The organism is Cryobacterium sp. Hh11, from assembly GCF_004404045.1.
GTDB classification, from domain to species: domain Bacteria; phylum Actinomycetota; class Actinomycetes; order Actinomycetales; family Microbacteriaceae; genus Cryobacterium; species Cryobacterium levicorallinum.
Window position 1 is genome coordinate 38590 of record NZ_SOHF01000011.1, and the last position, 17022, is coordinate 55611.

The 17022-nt window shown below is 63.0% G+C and carries 17 protein-coding genes; 9 read left to right on the forward strand and 8 right to left on the reverse strand.

Annotated features, from left to right (window positions below; all coding sequences use genetic code 11):
• Nucleotides 1-51 precede the first annotated feature (51 nt).
• Complete coding sequence (locus E3T46_RS03865) at nt 52-666, reverse strand: exonuclease domain-containing protein (protein ID WP_134441535.1); 615 nt, start codon at nt 664-666, stop codon at nt 52-54.
• Between the two features lie 76 nt (nt 667-742).
• Here E3T46_RS03865 and ychF point away from each other — a divergent pair, with 76 nt between their 5' ends.
• Nucleotides 743-1816, forward strand: a complete 1074-nt coding sequence (gene ychF, locus E3T46_RS03870; RefSeq protein ID WP_134577538.1) for a redox-regulated ATPase YchF — start codon at nt 743-745, stop codon at nt 1814-1816.
• Between the two features lie 539 nt (nt 1817-2355).
• Here ychF and E3T46_RS03875 read toward each other — a convergent pair.
• Both E3T46_RS03875 and E3T46_RS03880 read right to left on the reverse strand, forming a co-directional pair.
• Complete coding sequence (locus E3T46_RS03875; RefSeq protein ID WP_134577539.1) at nt 2356-3303, reverse strand: superoxide dismutase; 948 nt, start codon at nt 3301-3303, stop codon at nt 2356-2358.
• A 60-nt stretch (nt 3304-3363) separates the two neighbouring features.
• Nucleotides 3364-4143 carry a hypothetical protein gene (locus E3T46_RS03880; RefSeq protein ID WP_134577540.1) on the reverse strand — a complete coding sequence of 260 codons (780 nt, stop codon included), beginning with the start codon at nt 4141-4143 and terminating at the stop codon, nt 3364-3366.
• Between the two features lie 406 nt (nt 4144-4549).
• Here E3T46_RS03880 and E3T46_RS03885 point away from each other — a divergent pair, with 406 nt between their 5' ends.
• From E3T46_RS03885 to E3T46_RS03920, 8 genes are all read left to right on the forward strand, one after another.
• On the forward strand, nt 4550-4963 hold the full coding sequence (locus E3T46_RS03885; RefSeq protein ID WP_134577541.1) for a hypothetical protein: 414 nt from the start codon (nt 4550-4552) through the stop codon (nt 4961-4963).
• 79 nt (nt 4964-5042) lie between these two features.
• Complete coding sequence (locus E3T46_RS03890) at nt 5043-5324, forward strand: type II toxin-antitoxin system RelE/ParE family toxin (RefSeq protein WP_134577542.1); 282 nt, start codon at nt 5043-5045, stop codon at nt 5322-5324.
• Nucleotides 5299-5619, forward strand: coding sequence for a HigA family addiction module antitoxin (locus tag E3T46_RS03895; protein WP_092450339.1), 321 nt, complete (start codon nt 5299-5301; stop codon nt 5617-5619). Before E3T46_RS03890 ends, E3T46_RS03895 begins: the two co-directional genes overlap by 26 nt.
• A 261-nt stretch (nt 5620-5880) precedes the next feature.
• Complete coding sequence (locus tag E3T46_RS03900; RefSeq protein ID WP_104132099.1) at nt 5881-6555, forward strand: SDR family NAD(P)-dependent oxidoreductase; 675 nt, start codon at nt 5881-5883, stop codon at nt 6553-6555.
• A 170-nt stretch (nt 6556-6725) separates the two neighbouring features.
• Complete coding sequence (locus E3T46_RS03905) at nt 6726-7181, forward strand: hypothetical protein (RefSeq protein WP_134577543.1); 456 nt, start codon at nt 6726-6728, stop codon at nt 7179-7181.
• Between the two features lie 67 nt (nt 7182-7248).
• Nucleotides 7249-7818, forward strand: coding sequence for an HhH-GPD-type base excision DNA repair protein (locus E3T46_RS03910; protein WP_134577544.1), 570 nt, complete (start codon nt 7249-7251; stop codon nt 7816-7818).
• A gap of 6 nt (nt 7819-7824) precedes the next feature.
• Nucleotides 7825-8547 carry a DUF2461 domain-containing protein gene (locus E3T46_RS03915; protein ID WP_134577545.1) on the forward strand — a complete coding sequence of 241 codons (723 nt, stop codon included), beginning with the start codon at nt 7825-7827 and terminating at the stop codon, nt 8545-8547.
• A gap of 69 nt (nt 8548-8616) precedes the next feature.
• Nucleotides 8617-8913 carry a bacteriorhodopsin gene (locus E3T46_RS03920; RefSeq protein WP_134577546.1) on the forward strand — a complete coding sequence of 99 codons (297 nt, stop codon included), beginning with the start codon at nt 8617-8619 and terminating at the stop codon, nt 8911-8913.
• Nucleotides 8914-9034: 121 nt separating this feature from the next.
• Here the strand turns inward: E3T46_RS03920 and E3T46_RS03925 are convergent, their stop codons facing one another.
• From E3T46_RS03925 to E3T46_RS03945, 5 genes are all read right to left on the reverse strand, one after another.
• The gene (locus E3T46_RS03925) at nt 9035-9835 is read right to left on the reverse strand and encodes a hypothetical protein (protein ID WP_134577547.1); all 801 of its coding nucleotides are present in this window, start codon (nt 9833-9835) and stop codon (nt 9035-9037) included.
• 88 nt (nt 9836-9923) lie between these two features.
• Nucleotides 9924-12257: a hydantoinase B/oxoprolinase family protein gene (locus tag E3T46_RS03930; RefSeq protein ID WP_134577548.1), complete on the reverse strand. Its 2334-nt coding sequence runs from the start codon at nt 12255-12257 to the stop codon at nt 9924-9926.
• Between the two features lie 52 nt (nt 12258-12309).
• Nucleotides 12310-14436, reverse strand: coding sequence for a hydantoinase/oxoprolinase family protein (locus tag E3T46_RS03935; RefSeq protein ID WP_092450324.1), 2127 nt, complete (start codon nt 14434-14436; stop codon nt 12310-12312).
• Nucleotides 14437-14438: 2 nt separating this feature from the next.
• Complete coding sequence (locus E3T46_RS03940; protein ID WP_233195111.1) at nt 14439-14894, reverse strand: acetone carboxylase subunit gamma; 456 nt, start codon at nt 14892-14894, stop codon at nt 14439-14441.
• Nucleotides 14895-14942: 48 nt separating this feature from the next.
• Nucleotides 14943-16799, reverse strand: coding sequence for a hydantoinase/oxoprolinase family protein (locus E3T46_RS03945; RefSeq protein ID WP_134577549.1), 1857 nt, complete (start codon nt 16797-16799; stop codon nt 14943-14945).
• Between the last annotated feature and the right edge of the window lie 223 nt (nt 16800-17022).

Here is a 17022-nt window from a genome sequence, read left to right on the forward strand (position 1 = left end):
CAGCGACCACCGACATTGCCGGAATGACACTCGGATCAGGCTAAATGCACGCTAGTTGAGCGCCATTGGCCCGTGCATCGACGCGTGTTCCTGGGTAGCCACCGGCCCGATCACGCCGACCTTGACCCGGGTGATATGGGCAAGCTGCTCGAGCGTATCGACCTCGTGACGCTTTGCGGCGTGGATCATGATGGCAGCGCAGGCTTCAGCGTCTGCGAGCGCATTGTGGTGCGAGAAGTCTTCGAAGCCAGCCGCCATGGCCGCGACCGGCAGCCGATAGGACTCGAGATGGTAGGTGCGCCGGGCTACCTGCAGGCTGCAGACGTAGCGAAAGTCCGGCACCGGCTGGCCGGTCACGATCGACGCCGTCTTGATCACTCCGAGGTCGAAACCGGCGTTGTGGGCAACGAGATAGTCGTCACCGACGAAGGTGACCAGCTGCGGAAGCTGCTCGGCCCAGGTAGCCGCGCCCACGACATCCGCTGCAACAATGCCGTGAATGCGGGTGTTCCACTCGGAGAAAGCGTCGTGGTCGGGCGGCGGTTGGATGAGCCAGTAGGCCGAATCGACGACCAGGCCGTCACGCACTTTCACCATGCCCACCGAGCACGCCGAGGCGCCCGAGGAGTTGGCGGTTTCGAAATCGATCGCGGTGAAATTCAGCACGCCTTATGGTCTCACTGGCCACCGACATGAGCCTCCGACAAGGGCCGCGGTGACCTGGCCGGTAGAATGGTCTCTCGTGGCTCTTACTATTGCAATCGTCGGACTCCCCAATGTGGGCAAGTCAACCCTGTTCAACGCCCTGACCAAGAACAACGTGCTCGCCGCGAACTACCCGTTCGCCACGATCGAGCCCAACGTTGGAATCGTGAACCTTCCCGATTCGCGCCTGGCCGACCTGGCAACCATCTACGGCAGCAAGGCCCTGCTTCCGGCGCCCGTGTCCTTCGTCGACATCGCCGGCATTGTGCGTGGTGCGAGCGAGGGAGAGGGGCTCGGCAACAAGTTCCTCGCCAACATTCGCGAAGCGGATGCCATCGCTCAGGTTATTCGCGGATTCTCCGACCCCGACGTCGTGCACGTCGACGGGAAGGTCAACCCGGCCGGTGACATGGAAACGATCAATACCGAGCTGATCCTCGCCGACCTGCAGACCCTCGAGAAGGCCGTGCTGCGCTTCGAGAAAGAGGTCAAGGGCCGCAAGATGGCGCCGCTCGTTTTGGAGACCGCGCTCAAGGCGCAGGCCATCCTCGACGGTGGCCAGCCGCTGTCCTCTGCCACGCTCGACATCGAGCCGATCCGTGAACTCGGCCTGCTCACCGCGAAGCCGTTCATCTATGTCTTCAACGTCGACGAGGCCGTGCTGCAGGACCAGTCCAAGCTCGACACCCTCGCCGCCCTCGTCGCACCGGCGAACGCCGTGTTCCTTGATGCCAAGCTCGAGAGCGAACTGAGCGAGCTCGACGCCGAAGACGCTGCCGAGATGCTCGCATCGACCGGTCAGGCCGAGAGCGGTCTCGACCAGCTTGCCCGCATCGGTTTCGACACCCTCGGCCTGCAGACCTACCTCACGGCCGGTCCGAAGGAGTGCCGCGCCTGGACCATTCACAAGGGCTGGACCGCACCGCAGGCCGCCGGAGTCATCCACACGGACTTCCAGAAGGGCTTCATCAAGGCGGAGATCTTCTCCTTCGAAGACCTCATGGCCGCCGGCTCGATCGCCGAGGCCCGCTCGAAGGGCAAGGCGCGGATCGAGGGCAAGGAATACGTCATGCAAGACGGCGACGTGGTGGAGTTCCGCTTTAACGTCTAGCCTGCACCCGAGCCGTAGCGGTGGCCGACAGCGGGGATATAGTGGCACGCTTTACCGACGGGTCCGTTGGGTCGATCTGCAGACGGTGAGCGAACCCGGCCGGGTGGCGCCGGCCGTCGCTAAGGCCGTGGGCGTTCGCTCCGGCTCGCTGGTTGCTTCAGCGGCGGCGGTGCGGCTGGTCGAGGTGCGAGCCAGGCTCGTGGACTCGGAGTTTCGAATCGATGATGGCAATGTTCGTGCCGTGGACGAGACCTGGCGGCGGCGCGTGTGCGGGTGCTCACGCCGAGACAGATCGCGGCGGGGTTGTCTGATCGGTTCGGACTGCTGATCGGAGCGTTGCGAGGAGCCGCGCACCGGGACAGCCAACAGCACCGTGCTGGATCTGGTCACGGGTCTGGTTCAGCAATCACTCTTGCAGGTAGTCGAGCGTCAGGGAAGAGCGGGCTATCGGCTGCTGGAGACGATATGCCACATGGTTCTCTGGCGCCACCTCTGGGTTCGTGACCTGAACGCTGGGGATGTGCGTCTGCAGGCGGTGGTCACCGATCGATGCGCACCACCGAGTAGGGAGTGTCGGGCGCCGGGGGAGTGCCGAAGCGGGCGTTCGGGAGGTAGAGCCCGTTGCCAAACCTCGCGATCGTCGTGGGCACCTGGAAGTCGGGGTCCGTGTACCGGTCGATGAGTTCGCCGCTGCTCCCGGCTGCATTGAGGCGGATAACGGCGACGGTGTTCAACTGATTCTGCACGACGTACAGGGTGCGCCCGGCGACGAGCAGCCCGTCACCGTTGGGGAGCAGGACCCCACCCAGATCAACGACCGCGGCGACGCCGGTCTCGGGGTCGACGCGGAACAGAATGCCCGTGGACGACTGGATGACCAGGAGCGCTTGATGGTTGGGGGTCTCCGCGATGCCGTTCGCGTTGAAGCCCGGCTGCTGCATCCAGCTGCCCGAGAGGGGGACGACTTCGATCGCATCCGCCCCAGGGAGCGCGCCGCCCGGCCCGAGGGAGAGCTTGTAGAGCTGCGCCTGCTGGCTGTCGGTGAACCATGCGGCGTCGCGAGTCAGAACGACGTCGTTCACGAACGTTGGCGCATCGGTGAGCGCGTAGCTCTGCAGGAGGTCGCCCGTGGCGGCATCCACGACCCGCGCCTCGCCGGTGGGCCCGCCCGCGATGAAAAGCCGACCGCGGTTGTCGATCTTCAGGCCGACCGACGGAGTGCCCGGGCCCTCGAGGGTCGTGATCTCCTCGCCGGTGCGCACGTCGAAGACGTAGACGTCGCCGTCGGCGAGTGAGCCGACGTAGGCAATGCCGCGTGGGCCGATCGCGATTCCCTCGGGCTGGAATCCGTCGGGAAGCGCGATAACATCCGCGAAATGACCGGGCCGTGGCTGCGGTGCGGCGTGGACTGCGGGTATCCCTGAAACAAGGAAGAGAGCACCCAATGCGGCGGCGGACAGTGTGCGTGCGACGATGCGACTGATCATGGCGATAACAGTAGTCCGGCTCGGGCGCTGTCAATAGGCCTGATCGGCCTCGGGCGAAAATCACCGGGCCGGTCGTTGCGCCTCCTCTCTTCCTCTCTCTCTGTCTCTCTCTCTCTCTCTCTCTCTCTCTCTCTCTCTCTCTCTCTCTCTCTCTCTCTCTCTCTCTCTCTCTCTCTCTCTCTCTCTCTCTCTCTCTCTCTCTCTCTCTCTCTCTCTCTCTCTCTCTCTCTCTCTCTCTCTCTCTCTCTCTCTCTCTCTCTCTCTCTCTCTCTCTCTCTCTCTCTCTCTCTCTCTCTCTCTCTCTCTCTCTCTCTCTCTCTCTCTCTCTCTCTCTCTCTCTCTCTCTCTCTCTCTCTCTCTCTCTCTCTCTCTCTCTCTCTCTCTCTCTCTCTCTCTCTCTCTCTCTCTCTCTCTCTCTCTCTCTCTCTCTCTCTCTCTCTCTCTCTCTCTCTCTCTCTCTCTCTCTCTCTCTCTCTCTCTCTCTCTCTCTCTCTCTCTCTCTCTCTCTCTCTCTCTCTCTCTCTCTCTCTCTCTCTCTCTCTCTCTCTCTCTCTCTCTCTCTCTCTCTCTCTCTCTCTCTCTCTCTCTCTCTCTCTCTCTCTCTCTCTCTCTCTCTCTCTCTCTCTCTCTCTCTCTCTCTCTCTCTCTCTCTCTCTCTCTCTCTCTCTCTCTCTCTCTCTCTCTCTCTCTCTCTCTCTCTCTCTCTCTCTCTCTCTCTCTCTCTCTCTCTCTCTCTCTCTCTCTCTCTCTCTCTCTCTCTCTCTCTCTCTCTCTCTCTCTCTCTCTCTCTCTCTCTCTCTCTCTCGTCAATTGTCGAATCGTGAGGTCACAGGAGACCACCGACGCGCCTGATCGTTCGTATCGATGAGCGGGAGGAACAATCGCAGCATAGGGAGAGTGGTATATCGATCCGGAACCAGATCGCGTGCCAGAGTGATGTCGCTCATTCTCGTTCCGCCTCCCGGTTGGGACCAATAATCGACGTAATTTCACCGGCTGCGGCTAGAGGCTTGCCGTGCCGCTGAGGCCATGGCTGTGCCTTGGCCAGCGATTTCTGTCGTCACGTTGCCTGGTGACGCAATCCGGTGGAGTTCCGCTTCAACGTTTGAGCTCGTACTGGGCCGGCGTATACAATTTGACTCCCTGCGAGGAGTGACAGGCGCAGATAGCTGATCGTCGTCCCGTGCCTGCGTGACCGCGACGCGAACGCCGGTCGCGAGAGGAGAACAAGGCCATGGTTTCTGGATTGGGACAGTCCATCTCGCGTGATGCGCAGAGGGAATGGATGCAGTCGCTGCGAGCCAGAATTGCCCATATCGAACTGGTCTTTAACAACGGTGACGACGGTCACCCGCTGGTCGCGCAACTGGCGCACCTGGAGTCGACGAGAACTGTCGGTGTTAAGCCTGGGAACGGCTACGCGCGACAGCGCCTCACCGCGGTGAAGCGTAGGTTCGCCTACGACCGCGAAATCATTCAGGCGCTCGACGGTCTGGGAGGCTTCTTCCCTGATGTTGCGAGCACGGAGCCCTGGACCGAGCTGGGTGATGTTGATGTGGTGTTCCTCGACAAGCACGGCGAGGTGCTCGGAGCGACAGTGACGCATGAAGGAATGGTCATCACACCGGACGATGACGAGCGCCTCGATCGCCAGGCGTGAGGTTGCTTTGTCATGGAATCCGGTGGAGTTCAGGTTTAACGTATAGCGTTATTGACGCGATGCGTTATAGACTGATCGTGTGATCAGGTCGTTCGGTAGCAAGGACACTGGAAAGATCTGGCATGAGCAGTACGTCAAGGGTGTCGACCGCGCGGTGCAGCGAGCGACCCTGCGGAAACTCGAGTTGGTCAATGCGGCCAAGGATCTTGAGGACCTTCGGATCCCTCCGGGCAATCGTTTGGAACAGCTGGTCGGGGACCGTCGAGGTCAGTACAGCATCCGGGTGAACGTCCAGTGGCGCATCTGCTTCGTCTGGAGAGAAGGAGGAGCAGACCATGTCGAACTCGTCGACTACCACTGAGAACGACTCGATCGAGCCGATCCATCCGGGAGAGATCCTGATGGAGGACTTCATCGATGGATTCGGGATCACGCAGAACAAGCTCGCGGTCAGCATTGGGGTGCCGCCGCGCCGGATCAATGAGATCGTGCACGGCAAGCGGGGCATCACGGCCGACACGGCGATCCGCCTGGCGCGGTACTTCGGAACATCGGAAGAGTTCTGGATGAACCTGCAGTCCAACTATGAGCTGCGTCGCGAGCGCCGGGCGCTGCGGGACAAGGTTGCATCGATCACACCGCTGAAGGTCGCGTGACAGATTCTTCGATCAAGGTAGTTGCGCACAATGCGTTGAGGGCGCGAGACTTCGCCCAACTGGGGCGGCTGTTCGAAAGACGGGCCCCGTACCAGTGCGACGTCGGACTAGTCATCGCGTCAATGCACCCCTGAATGCGCGTGCCGCAGTCTCCGGACTTCATGCAGGCAGCCGTTGGAACGTGGTCGAGTTCAGGTTCAACGCTTAGGCTCAAGTTTCTTGCGATATTCGTCACGAGAGCATCAATCGAAGGAGACCATCGTGCCTGTCATCGCCATCATCGGAGCCGGACCGGGACTCGGCGCAGCGGTTGCGCGCCGGTTCGGGCGCGAGGGCTTCTCGCTTGCCCTGATATCCAGGAACCAGTCGAAGCTGGACGCTATGGCAGCCGAGCTGACCGATGCCGGCTTCACCGCGAGTGGTTACGCTGCGGATGTCCGCACGCCCGCGTCGCTCGAAGCTGCCCTTGCACGTGCCGCGGCAGAGCTCGGGCCCATTACTGCGCTGCAGTACAGTCCGCTCCCGTCGCGCGACTACCTGAAGCCGGTGCTGGAGATGACTCCTGAGTTGGCGCTGGAGGCATTGCAGTTCTCGGCCCTCGGGCTCATCCACGCCGTGCGCACGGTGCTGCCGGGAATGCGTCTGGCAGGAAGCGGCAGCATCATCCTGATCAACGGCGGGACCTCGGTGCAGGCGCGCGCCGGCTTCGCCGGCACGTCGATCGCCTTCCCGGCCGAGAGCGCCTACGGCGAGATGCTGCACGATGCCCTTGAGGGTGACGGTATCCGGGTTAACCAACTGGTGATCCCCGGCGGCATCCCCCAGCTTCAGCTTGCCAACGGCATCGATGGCGTCGCTGATCGTATCTGGGACCTCCACGCCGTTGCCGGTCCGTTCCGCACCATGCTCATCCCGCTCGAGGACGGCCGGGAGTAGCGAACTCGTTGCCCCGTCGCACGATGGTCAGCCCGACTGCACGCCGAAGTGAGGCTCGGCGCGGTCTGCGCGTGGACGAAGCGCCCCCAAAAGAAGTCCACCGCCACCCGAGCGACCGCTCGTCCGATGGAATTGCGTCGGTTGACTGCGTCGAGTGTTAGCGTTCTGGCATGACTGAGACGGCCAAGCAGAGATCCCGTACCTCCCGCACCGGGTCGATCCCACAAACGGCGGCACGGATCGCGCTCGGGCTGGTCCTGGCCGGTGCCGGTACCACCCACCTCACGGTCGCGCGTGACGATTTCCAGGCACAGGTGCCGGAGTGGGTACCGCTGAACGACGACCTCGTCGTGCTCGGCTCCGGGGTGGTGGAGATCACCCTCGGCGTGGCCCTCCTCGTCGCCGCGAAGCAGCGTGTGCTGGTCGGATTCGTGGTAGCGGCCTTCTTCATCGCCATCTTCCCCGGAAACATCTCGCAGTACCTGACGAAGACCGACGCGTTCGGCCTCGACACCGACCAAAGCCGCTTCATCCGACTGTTGTTCCAGCCGCTTCTCGTGCTGTGGGCACTGTGGGCGACCGGGGCGAGCACAGTACTCCGTCGGGCGCTGCGTGGGCGCCGATAGCCCCGTCCGCCGTGAGCCGGCCCGTGCCGGGTCGGCTGCACAGGGTGGCGGTGGCAGACTGATTCCCATGACGACGCTGCACATCACCGGTGATGACACCTCCGACGCCCTCCTCAGCGAGAATCCGTTCGCGCTGCTCATCGGAATGCTGCTCGACCAGCAGGTTGCGATGGAAACGGCTTTTGCCGGTCCGGCCAAGATTCGCGAACGGATCGGCACCCTCGATCCGAAAGTGATCGCCGACTTCGACACGGAGGCCTTCGCCGAGATGTTCCGCGCGTCACCGGCCGTGCACCGCTACCCGGGTTCGATGGCGGCGCGTACCCAATCGGTGGCCGGGGCCATCATGAGCAACTGGAGCGGCTGCACCGCCTCGATCTGGACGGAGGGCGATCCCGACGGCAAGGAAATCTTCCGTCGGCTGAAGTCACTGCCCGGGTTTGGCGAGCAGAAAGCGAGGATTTTTCTCGCACTCCTCGGTAAGCGACTCGGAGTCGACGCGGCCGGCTGGCGCGAAGCATCCGCTCCCTATGGGGAGGAAGGGTCATACCGATCGGTGGCTGACATTGTCGACCCCGAATCGCTCACTCGCGTGCGCGAGACCAAGCGCGCCGCTAAGGCAGCCGCGAAGGCGTAGTCTCGCGTGGTGGGCCCTCACTTCAACGAACAGACATTCGACTTTCTCGACGAACTGGAGCATCGCAACGAACGCGACTGGTTCCAGGAGCACAAAGCGATTTACGAGCACGAGTTGAAAGAACGGATGCTTGCGGTCATCGAGCGAATCAACCTCGCGTTGGGCGACTTCGCGGCCGAGTGCGTGCGCCCGCCGAACAAGGCCATGATGCGCATCTATCGTGACGTTCGATTCTCGAACGACAAGTCGCCGTATAAGACTCATCTCGCTGCCCACTGGCCACCCCGTGGACTGGAGAAGGCCGGGGGAGCGGGATACTTTCTGCAGGTGGGTGTGCGCAGCGTCATGGTGGCCGGCGGCGCCTACAGCCCGCCGCCGCCGCAGCTACGGGCCATCCGCGACTACGTGCTCGACCACCACGGAGAGCTGCGCTCTCTGCTCGCCACGCCCGCGCTCACACAACTGGCGCAACCGTTCGGCGGCAACAAGCTCATCCGCCCGCCGCGCGGCTTCCCGGTCGACCATTCGGCGGCTGACCTATTGCTCAATCGCAGCTGGGCGCTGGTCGGCCACCTGCCCGGCGACGTCGCGCTCGACGAGAATTTCACCGACCTGGTCATTGAACGGTTTCGGGCGTTTCAACCGGTAGTCGACTTTCTCAACGTTCCACTGGCCGCGGCCACCCCGCTCGAGCAGGAAGCAGCCGTAGGCCGCCGTCGCTCTGCCTGACCACAGCCAGCCTGGACCCGCGCCGTATCAGGCCAGGGCCCCGGTAAGTGCCGGTCACACTTTGTCCCTGTGGTGGTGCACAATCTGGGCGCCGTTTCTCACAGCAAAATTCTGACCTGGGGTGTCTATCCGATCGCGTACCTGCTTCCGGCCACCGGTGTGAGCGGTGGAGACGCCTGGGTCGGCAAGCAACTCGGATACTTGATAGCCGACATTCTGGCGAAGACGGTCGTTGGGCGCATTATCTTCCAGATTGCGTGGATGAATTCCTCTGCCGACGACCCGGAATTGGCGCTGGAGGAACTGTCCGTCGAGGACGCCGGGGAATTGTCTCGGTCGATCAAGCCCGCTGACGTCGTGAAATAGGGCGAACGTCATCGCGGCCCAGCCGAGCGAACGTCTGCTCGGCCGGGCCCCCATTGCACACTGGGCCTATGACATCGAGGTGACAACGGATGTCTGATGCCTCACCCGATAAAGGCGCCGCCTAGTCCAGCGCCGTAATACGGCTCAGCACCTGCTCGGGAACCGCCTGGCGCGGCACCTCGCCCACCAGAAAATCGCCGTCGGGCAGCAGTGTGCCGGAGTCGGACGACCAGAACTCCGCGCCGATCACCGCTCCGCTCAGCTGGCTGCCGTGCAGCTCGACGTGGTCCTCGTGTCGCTGGCCGAGCGCCCACCGGTAGTGGTCGGTCACGTTGGCGACTGGAGAATAGGTCGACAAAGGTACCCCGCCGACAGCCGGGCCGCGGTCGTCGAGCAGCACGGCGATCAGCGGCAGCGCGGCGAACCCGCGCAGCCAGTCGGCAACATACATTGAAGCGTTTTCGGCGTTGTCGGCGTCGAGCCCGGACACATCGTTCGACCCCGAAAACGGATGCGTGAGCGCCAGCCACTGCATCGGCGACGGAATCTGCAGCACGACCGGTACCCGCTGGGTCTGGCTGAAGAGGGTGGCCAGTTCAATTACGTACGCCGTCGTCTCGGCGTCACCGAGCAGGGTACGCAGGGCATAGCCGGTGCGGGTTTTGGCGCCCATCGCTGCCTGAAGCGCAGGGTCGGCGGCGACCCGCTGGGCGTAGAACCGGTCGAGGCTGAGCAGGGCCAAGTCGGACTTCAGCACGCCCTGCACTTGGCCGAAGAAGTTCGCGAAGGCCATCGGCTCCTGCCACGGTACCGGCTTGCCCTGCAGAAAAACGGATTGGGCATAGTCGTGGCTGTCCAGCACGACCGCGCGACGGCGGCCCGACGTTGGCTCGGCCAGCAGGTCATTCAATGAAACGGTCACGGTGTCTCCCATCGATCAATCAAGAAAATCGACCCGGGCTGCGGGACCGTAAGGAGACGGTCCCGCAGCCCGGGTCAGCTGGTGAAAATTAGGACTTGTGCAGGGCCACTTCGCCGTACTTCTGCTCGAGTTCGCGCACGCGCGCCTCGAGCTTGCTGATTTTCAGAACTCGGCGGTCGGGCACCATGATGAGGGGTAAATCTCCGATCTTGCCCTTGACCCGTTCGGGCTCAATTTTGCCCCAGTGCGTCGCCAGCAATTCCTCGTTGTTGTCCTGGCCCCACGAGCCGTAGTAAAGCAGGTCCTTGGGCGGCTCTTCTTGAACGAACTCCGCAACAAACTCCTTGTACGGCTTGCCGCGACTGATGCGATCCTGGCGCATCTGGGCCCGCAGTTCGATCGTTGCCTGCTCGTGCACCACGAAAGTGTCAGCTTCCCAGACGACGCCGTAAACGTTCGTGGCGACCTGGGCCGAGATTCTGTCCAGCTCAAGGTCGGTCACGACGAGTTCGGGGTCGCGCTCTAGTACGTCGCCGTAGCCACCGCCGGCGCCCTGGGCGATCATGTAGAGTTCGCCCTCCTTGGCCACGTCGAACTGCAGCCCCATGTGTCCGGTCTGGTAATCGCCGCCCTCGAAGGGCTGCTCGTTCATGACACGTTCCATCGAAAGGTTGAACTGCGACGGGTCCTTCTTGATGATGTCGTAGATGTTGATGTCCTTGACCATGGCCAGGGGATAGACCGGGCAGCCGTACCCTCCGAACATTCCGGGAACCGAGGAGAACTTCGATCCGGAGGTGACGGTCATGAAACCCCAGCTGGGTGTACCGCGAGAGGCCACCATCATCTCGTAACCCATACCGCCGCGATACTTGCCGAAGCCCTGATTGTCGCGCACCAGCCGCTTGCTGACCAGTTGCAAGAACGGTACCTCTTCTTCCATGACTTCCTGCTCGCCGAGGTCGGCCATGGCGCAGAACAACGGCGCCACGGCGTCTTCACCGTCGCGGAACGCCTTCGCCCCGCCGCCCATGCCGTTGAGGTCGGCACACAGATTACCGACCTGCTCACCGTTCTGTGTGGTGCCGCCCCAGAGAAAATCGTTGATCTGGTTGAACCAGGGCGCCACGACGTTCGAGTATTTCTGTGGCGATGAGAACTGCATCTTGGCGAAGGCCGACTGTAGGGCGGAGAAGCCGCGGAAGGATGCCTGCAGCGACTGGCCGACGGGCGCGTCGTAGCCGGCATCCGCCCAGGTATGTTCCTCCGTGATAATTTCGATGGGCGACAACGCTCCGGTGCTGCGAGGCAGGTCAGGCCACCAGTACGAGAGAACTGCCTGGGACATGAAAGATTTCGTTGACGCGAGCGGCGAGTTGAGGGCCCGATTGAGAATCTCGGGGCCGGTACCGGTGAGGTCGATAATCATTCGTTCGCCCTTGACAGTGATCTTGCAGGCGAACTTGATCAGAATGTTCTCCTTAAGCGTGGAGTCCACGAACTGATTGAAGGTGACGGTGCCGTCTGGCAGCTCGCCAATACGGCGGCGTACCTCAGTCTCGACGTCCTCGACGGTGACGCGAAGTGACGCGACGAAGGTCTCCTGCCCAACCTCGTCGATGAGCCGGTCGACGGTGTCCATGATGCGCCGGGTGGCGCCCATCTTCACCTTGATGTCGGCGAGCATGAGCTTCGGGTCGCGCGTGGAGTGTTGCAAGAACGTCAGCAGGTCGCGCCGCAGGTGCCCCTTCTCCACAATCTTGATCGGCGAGGCACGCAGACCGTCATCGAATGGTGACTCCGAACCCGACGGCATACCACCTGGTTCGCACGCTCCGTTCTCGCCTTCGTGGATGGTCGCACCCACCCAGGCGATGATGATTCCGTCGCGCATGACCGGTACGAGCATCGACTGGTCGGTGTTGTGCACCATGCCGAAGCGGGAGTCGTTGTGGAAGAAGCCGTCACCCGGGTTGATGCCGACGGTGGGCTCATCCTTCCAGTTCTTCATGATGTAGCGGATGGGATGGTGCAGCACCGCGGAGAAGGCGATCACGCCGCGGTTGGAGAGATACGTGACATCGCCCTCGGCGGTGTAGACCGCGCAGGAGAGGTCGGCCCACTTCGCTCCGGGCGCCGCGCCCATGCTCTCGCACATCTCGAAGGCCTCGTCAAGTGCACCGGCCAGGCGTTTGCGAATCCGGTCGACCTCGAGCGGGTCAATGCCCTTCGCGATGCACTCCTCCTCATAGGCGGTGCGCGGCATGATCTCGTGAGTACGCATGATGGCCGGGTCTGGCCCGAGGAAGAGGGTAGTCTCGTCCATGAATTTGTCGACCCACTGCTGTTCTTGGTCGGTCAGTAGCTGGGATGCGTCGTCGTCTCCGCTGGTGGGCACGAACTGGTCAGTTGTCAGTGTCATGGTGTTCAAGCTCCTTTGCTTGCGTTCGCTGAAGAAAAAGTGGGAAGGTCGGTCAGTCGCTCAGTAGCCATACCGCCCCCTGCACTGTCGGTTCCAGGCGCCAGCCTGGTTCCACCAGATAGGTGGTGTTTTCGGTCGTGACGATCGCCGGTCCGTGGATCACGTATTCGTGTTTGAGCGCGTCGGCGTCGTAGACAGGGGTGTCGACTGCGCCGGCGATGCTCGTGAAGTGCACCGAACGCCGCGAGACCGGTGCCGGCTTAATCTTCTCGCCGCCGGTTTTGATCGACTCGAATTGAATGACTTCGCCCTCGATATAGGACGCTACGCGAATGGTCTGCGCCCGGACGCCCGCCTCTGGCGCCTGGGTTCCCTCGCCGTATCGTTCGCCAAAGATCTCGGAGAACGTCTTGATCAGGTGCAGCACGTCGGCGACCCCGTTGACCCGGTTGATGTTGAAGGCGACGGCAGTGGTGACGAGCTGGTTGCCGTAGCGCATGTCCATTTCGAGGCGGTAGCGCACGTCGGCGCGGTCGTAGCCCTGGCGCACGAGGTCTTCGGCGCCCTTCGCTTCCAGCTCCTCGATGTACCCGTTGAGCGCTTCGTACTGAGCGTAGAGGCTGCGCTTGATCGGTTCGTAGAGCACGACGTAGGCGCTGCGTTCGTGAATGTGCAGCGGTCGCATATTGCCGGCGCCGAGCGCCGAGAACACCGACGCGAAGGGTGGAAACAGGATGCGGCTGATGCCGGCGCTCGCCGCGATGCCACAGGCGTGCAGGGGGCCGTTGCCACCGTAGGCGAGCATCGTGTAGTCCTCGATCAGGCCGCCGCGCGAGCGCAGCTCCTTCTCGATGCCAATCGCCATCTGTTCGTCGACAGTCTTCTTGATGACCTTGGCAACCTCGACCGCGTCGAGGTCGAGTTCATCGCTGAGCGTCTCATCGATGACATAGATCGAACGCTTCTTGTTGAGATTGATGTGCCCGTTGGCGTAATTGTCCGGGTCGAGGTAGCCGAGTACCAGGTCGGCGTCGGTGACCGTGGGGCGCAGTCCGCCACGGTCATAGCAGGCCGGACCCGGGTCGCTTCCGGCCGATTCCGGTCCGATCTGGATGGCGTGGTGAATGCGGTTGTAGGCGGCGATAGATCCGCCGCCGGCACCGAGCGTGTTGAGGTGGATCATCGGCGCGGAGACCATCCAACGACCAATGGTGGGCTGGAAATCGTAGTGCCGCACTCCGCCCTCCGGAACCAGTCCGATATCGAACGAGGTGCCACCCATGTCCATTGACACGACGTCGCCGAGCCCGGTCGACTCCGACAGGTGCTGGGCCGCGCCGACGCCGGCGATCGGTCCGGAGTGAATCGTTTGTAAGGCATCCGTTGAATTGGGCTGCGCCATGCCGCCCGAATTGTGAATGACGAGCATCGGCTTCTCATAACCGGAGTCACGCAGGTTGTTGGAGAGCTGATTGAGCGCGTGAAACATGGTCTGGTGCAGAAAAGCATCGACGACGGTGGCCATTGCCCGCACATATTCGCCCTTGCGGCCAGAGACCTGGCTGCTCAGCAGCACCGGAATCGACCCGAGCTCGTGCGTGGGGTACTCGTCGAGAATGATCTCCAGAATGCGATCCTCGTGCACCGAGTTCTCGGTCGCATTGGTCAGCGCGATAACGATGGCCTCTGCACCGTTGTCGACGAGTTCGCGCACCTGGGTGCGCACGTCGTCGTACATCAGGGGCACCAGCACCTCGCCGACCGAGTCGATGCGTTCTTTAACCGAGCGGATGAGGCGGCGCGGCACGAGCGGGTCTGGTCGCTGGGCATCGGGCATATCGCCCTGCTTGACCCCGTCGAGTCCTTCGCCGTAGCCGCGGCCACGGGAGAGCGGGATGGTGTCCTCGAAGCCGTGGGTGACGATCGCCGCGACCCGCGGCCCCTTACCTTCGATCAGGGCGTTGGTGCCGAGGGTGGTGGCGTAGCGCACCGAGTCGACCTCCTTGAGCGCGGTTTCGCGGCTGATGCCGGCGCGCTCGCAGGCCCGGTCGAGGGCCTCGTTGAAACCAAGGGCGAGGTTGTGGTGGGTGGTGAGCGCCTTGGATTCGATGTACACGTCGTCCCAGACGAAGAAGCAGTCGCTGAATGTGCCGCCGATGTCTACGGATATGCGTTTCACGGTCAGTGCCCTTCGGAGTTGTCGGCGTGCGAGTGGGAGTGGGAATGTGCGGACACGGAATCAAACCGGGCGCTGAGGTCGGTCTCGGCGTTCTCGCCGGGGCCGTAGTTGACGACCTCCTCGGGGTTGCCGCCGTGGGCTTCCCACTTTTCGCGCAGGGAATCGATGTCCCAGAGCATGTCGACGGTCGGCGGATGCCCCGGCGGCAGGTATTCGGCCTCGATCTGGGTGCCGCAGGTGGGGCAGTAAAACTCCAGGATGCGGCAAAAGGTCGGGTCGGGGGAGAACGTGAACTCGTACTTTTCCGGGTCGATCACCGGGGGGTGAATCTCCTGCGGGTCCCGGTCGTAGACCAGAGTTCCTTCCTTGTAGTTGCCGCGGGCGTCGCCGAAGTCATGGGCGCAGACGCGGCAGATCCACCGCTCCGTATCGAGGTCGATGAGCAGGTATTCGGTCATGGGAACGCGCATTGTGTTTGTACCTTCCTGGGGAAACAAAAAAGTGGGCTAAAGCGTGTCGGCGAGCTGTAGATCGCCGGCCGTGGAGACCGTCAGGGTCCAGCCGAGCGGCACGCGCGCGGTGAAGAACGGTCCCTCGACGATGGCCGGTCCGGCCGCCGTGGCGCCGGGCTTCTGGTCGTCGAGTTGATAGACCGAGACGCTGTCGATCTGGGTGGGAGTGGAGCGCACCTGCCGGGTTCCGGCGGCCACGGCGGCGCTCGCCGCAGCGGGTACCCCGCTGGCGATGGTCGGATGCGGCAGCCGGAAGGTGGCCTTGAGCGAGAGAATCTCTTCGCCGTCTTCGACAATGGTCGACCAGTCGAGTTCGCACTCGCTCAGGTCGTGCCCTTCCTGGAACATATCCTTGCCGGCATCCGCTTGCATCGACGTGCGCACCGCGGTGATCTCGGCGTCCGAGAACCCGGTGACACTCGTTTCGTAGGACTGGGCGATGTCGGAGAAGCTGATTCCGTAGGCCGAGAACACCGCGGCGAGCCGCGGCACGAGCACGTTGTGCACGCCGGCAATGCGTGCGGCGGCGCAGGCGTTCATCGGTCCGCCGCCACCGAACGCGGCGACCGTCGTGTCGCCCGTCGCGCTCACGAGGTCGGCGAAGGCCCGCGCCAGGTGGCTGGAATAGCTGGCTTCCATGCGAATCAGGGCCTCGTCGAGGCTGATTCCGAGCGGGTCGGCGACGGTCTTGGTGATGACAGCGCGCGACCGTTCGGCGTCGAGGGCCATCTCGCCGTTCAGATAGGTGGCGGGGTCGAGCACGCCGAGCAGCAGGTTGACGTCGGTGATCGTGGCCTGCGTGCCACCGAAACCGAAGCAGGCCGGTCCGGGGGCTGCCCCGACGCTTTCCGGCCCGACGGTGATCTCGCCGTCGTGCACGGCAATGATCGAGCTGCCGCCGACTCCGGTCGAGCGCACATCGCTCATCTCGTAGGAGATGTCGACGCCCTGGATCGATCCGCGCCGGTCGACGGCGATCGTGGAATTGGCGACGGCGCCGACATCCGTTGTGGTGCCGCCGACATCGATCATGAGCACGTTGTCGAGCCCGTACGCCTCGGCCAGGGCACGGGTGCCCTCGAGGCCGCCGCGCGGTCCGGAGGAGTAGGTCTTGAGCGCGACCGACTTGGCCACGCGGGAGGAAGCGCCGTCGTTGCGGTAGATCAGCAGCGGGTTCTTCACCTTGTAGGCGCGCAGCCGGTGTTCGGCGCTGTACAGAAAACGCTCGACCGTGGGGTGCAGAAAGGAGTTGAGGATGCCGGACCAAACCTGACGCTGGCGGGAAGTATCAGAGGCGAACTCGCGGGAGAACAGAATCGGCACCGAACCAAGCAGGTGTCGGGGAAAGTTCTTGAGCATGGTGCGCTTGAACAGGTGTTCGCGTTCGGCGCTCAGGCTGGCGACGACGAGACGCTCCGCTCCGGCGGTGGTCAGTCGGTTGATCTCGGCGACGAGCTGGCGGGAGAGTTCCTCGGGACTGCCGTCGGCCGTGATGATGCCGATCCGGGCACCGATCAGGTCGGTGAACAACGCGGCGGTGTCGTCCGAGTGGCCGAGCGAGTCCGGCAGGGTGGGATCGTCGGTGATGAGCCCGATCTTGGGCCCCTTGCGCTGCACCAGCGCGTTGGTGCCCTGGGTCGATGAATAGCGGATGTGCTGGGTTGAATGCAGCAGGTCGGCTAGATTCGCTTCGCCGAACAGTAGAGCGGATGCCTTTGTCATCGCGTCGAAGAGACACTGGGACAGGTCGACCGGAGTGGTGAGGGTCTTGGTAAACGTGAAATCCGTGCCACTGGCGACAACAATGTCGGTGAGGGTTCCACCATTGTCGATGTTGATCAATCGTTCCATGAGCGCTCCTTTGCGGTTTGTGGTGAGTGATCGAGGCTCTCGGGGAGCCACGTCACCAAGAATGACCCCGCGTCCGAGGTGCAGCGTGTCCCAGATTGGGACACCGCACGACTAGCGCTCGCGGGGTCGCAGCGGGCATGCTTGCAGAGTCCACAAGGGAGTCGATATGCACAGAGTCGCCGATCGGCGAATCAAAATAGCGGCTGCGCGCGCCGATTTTCTG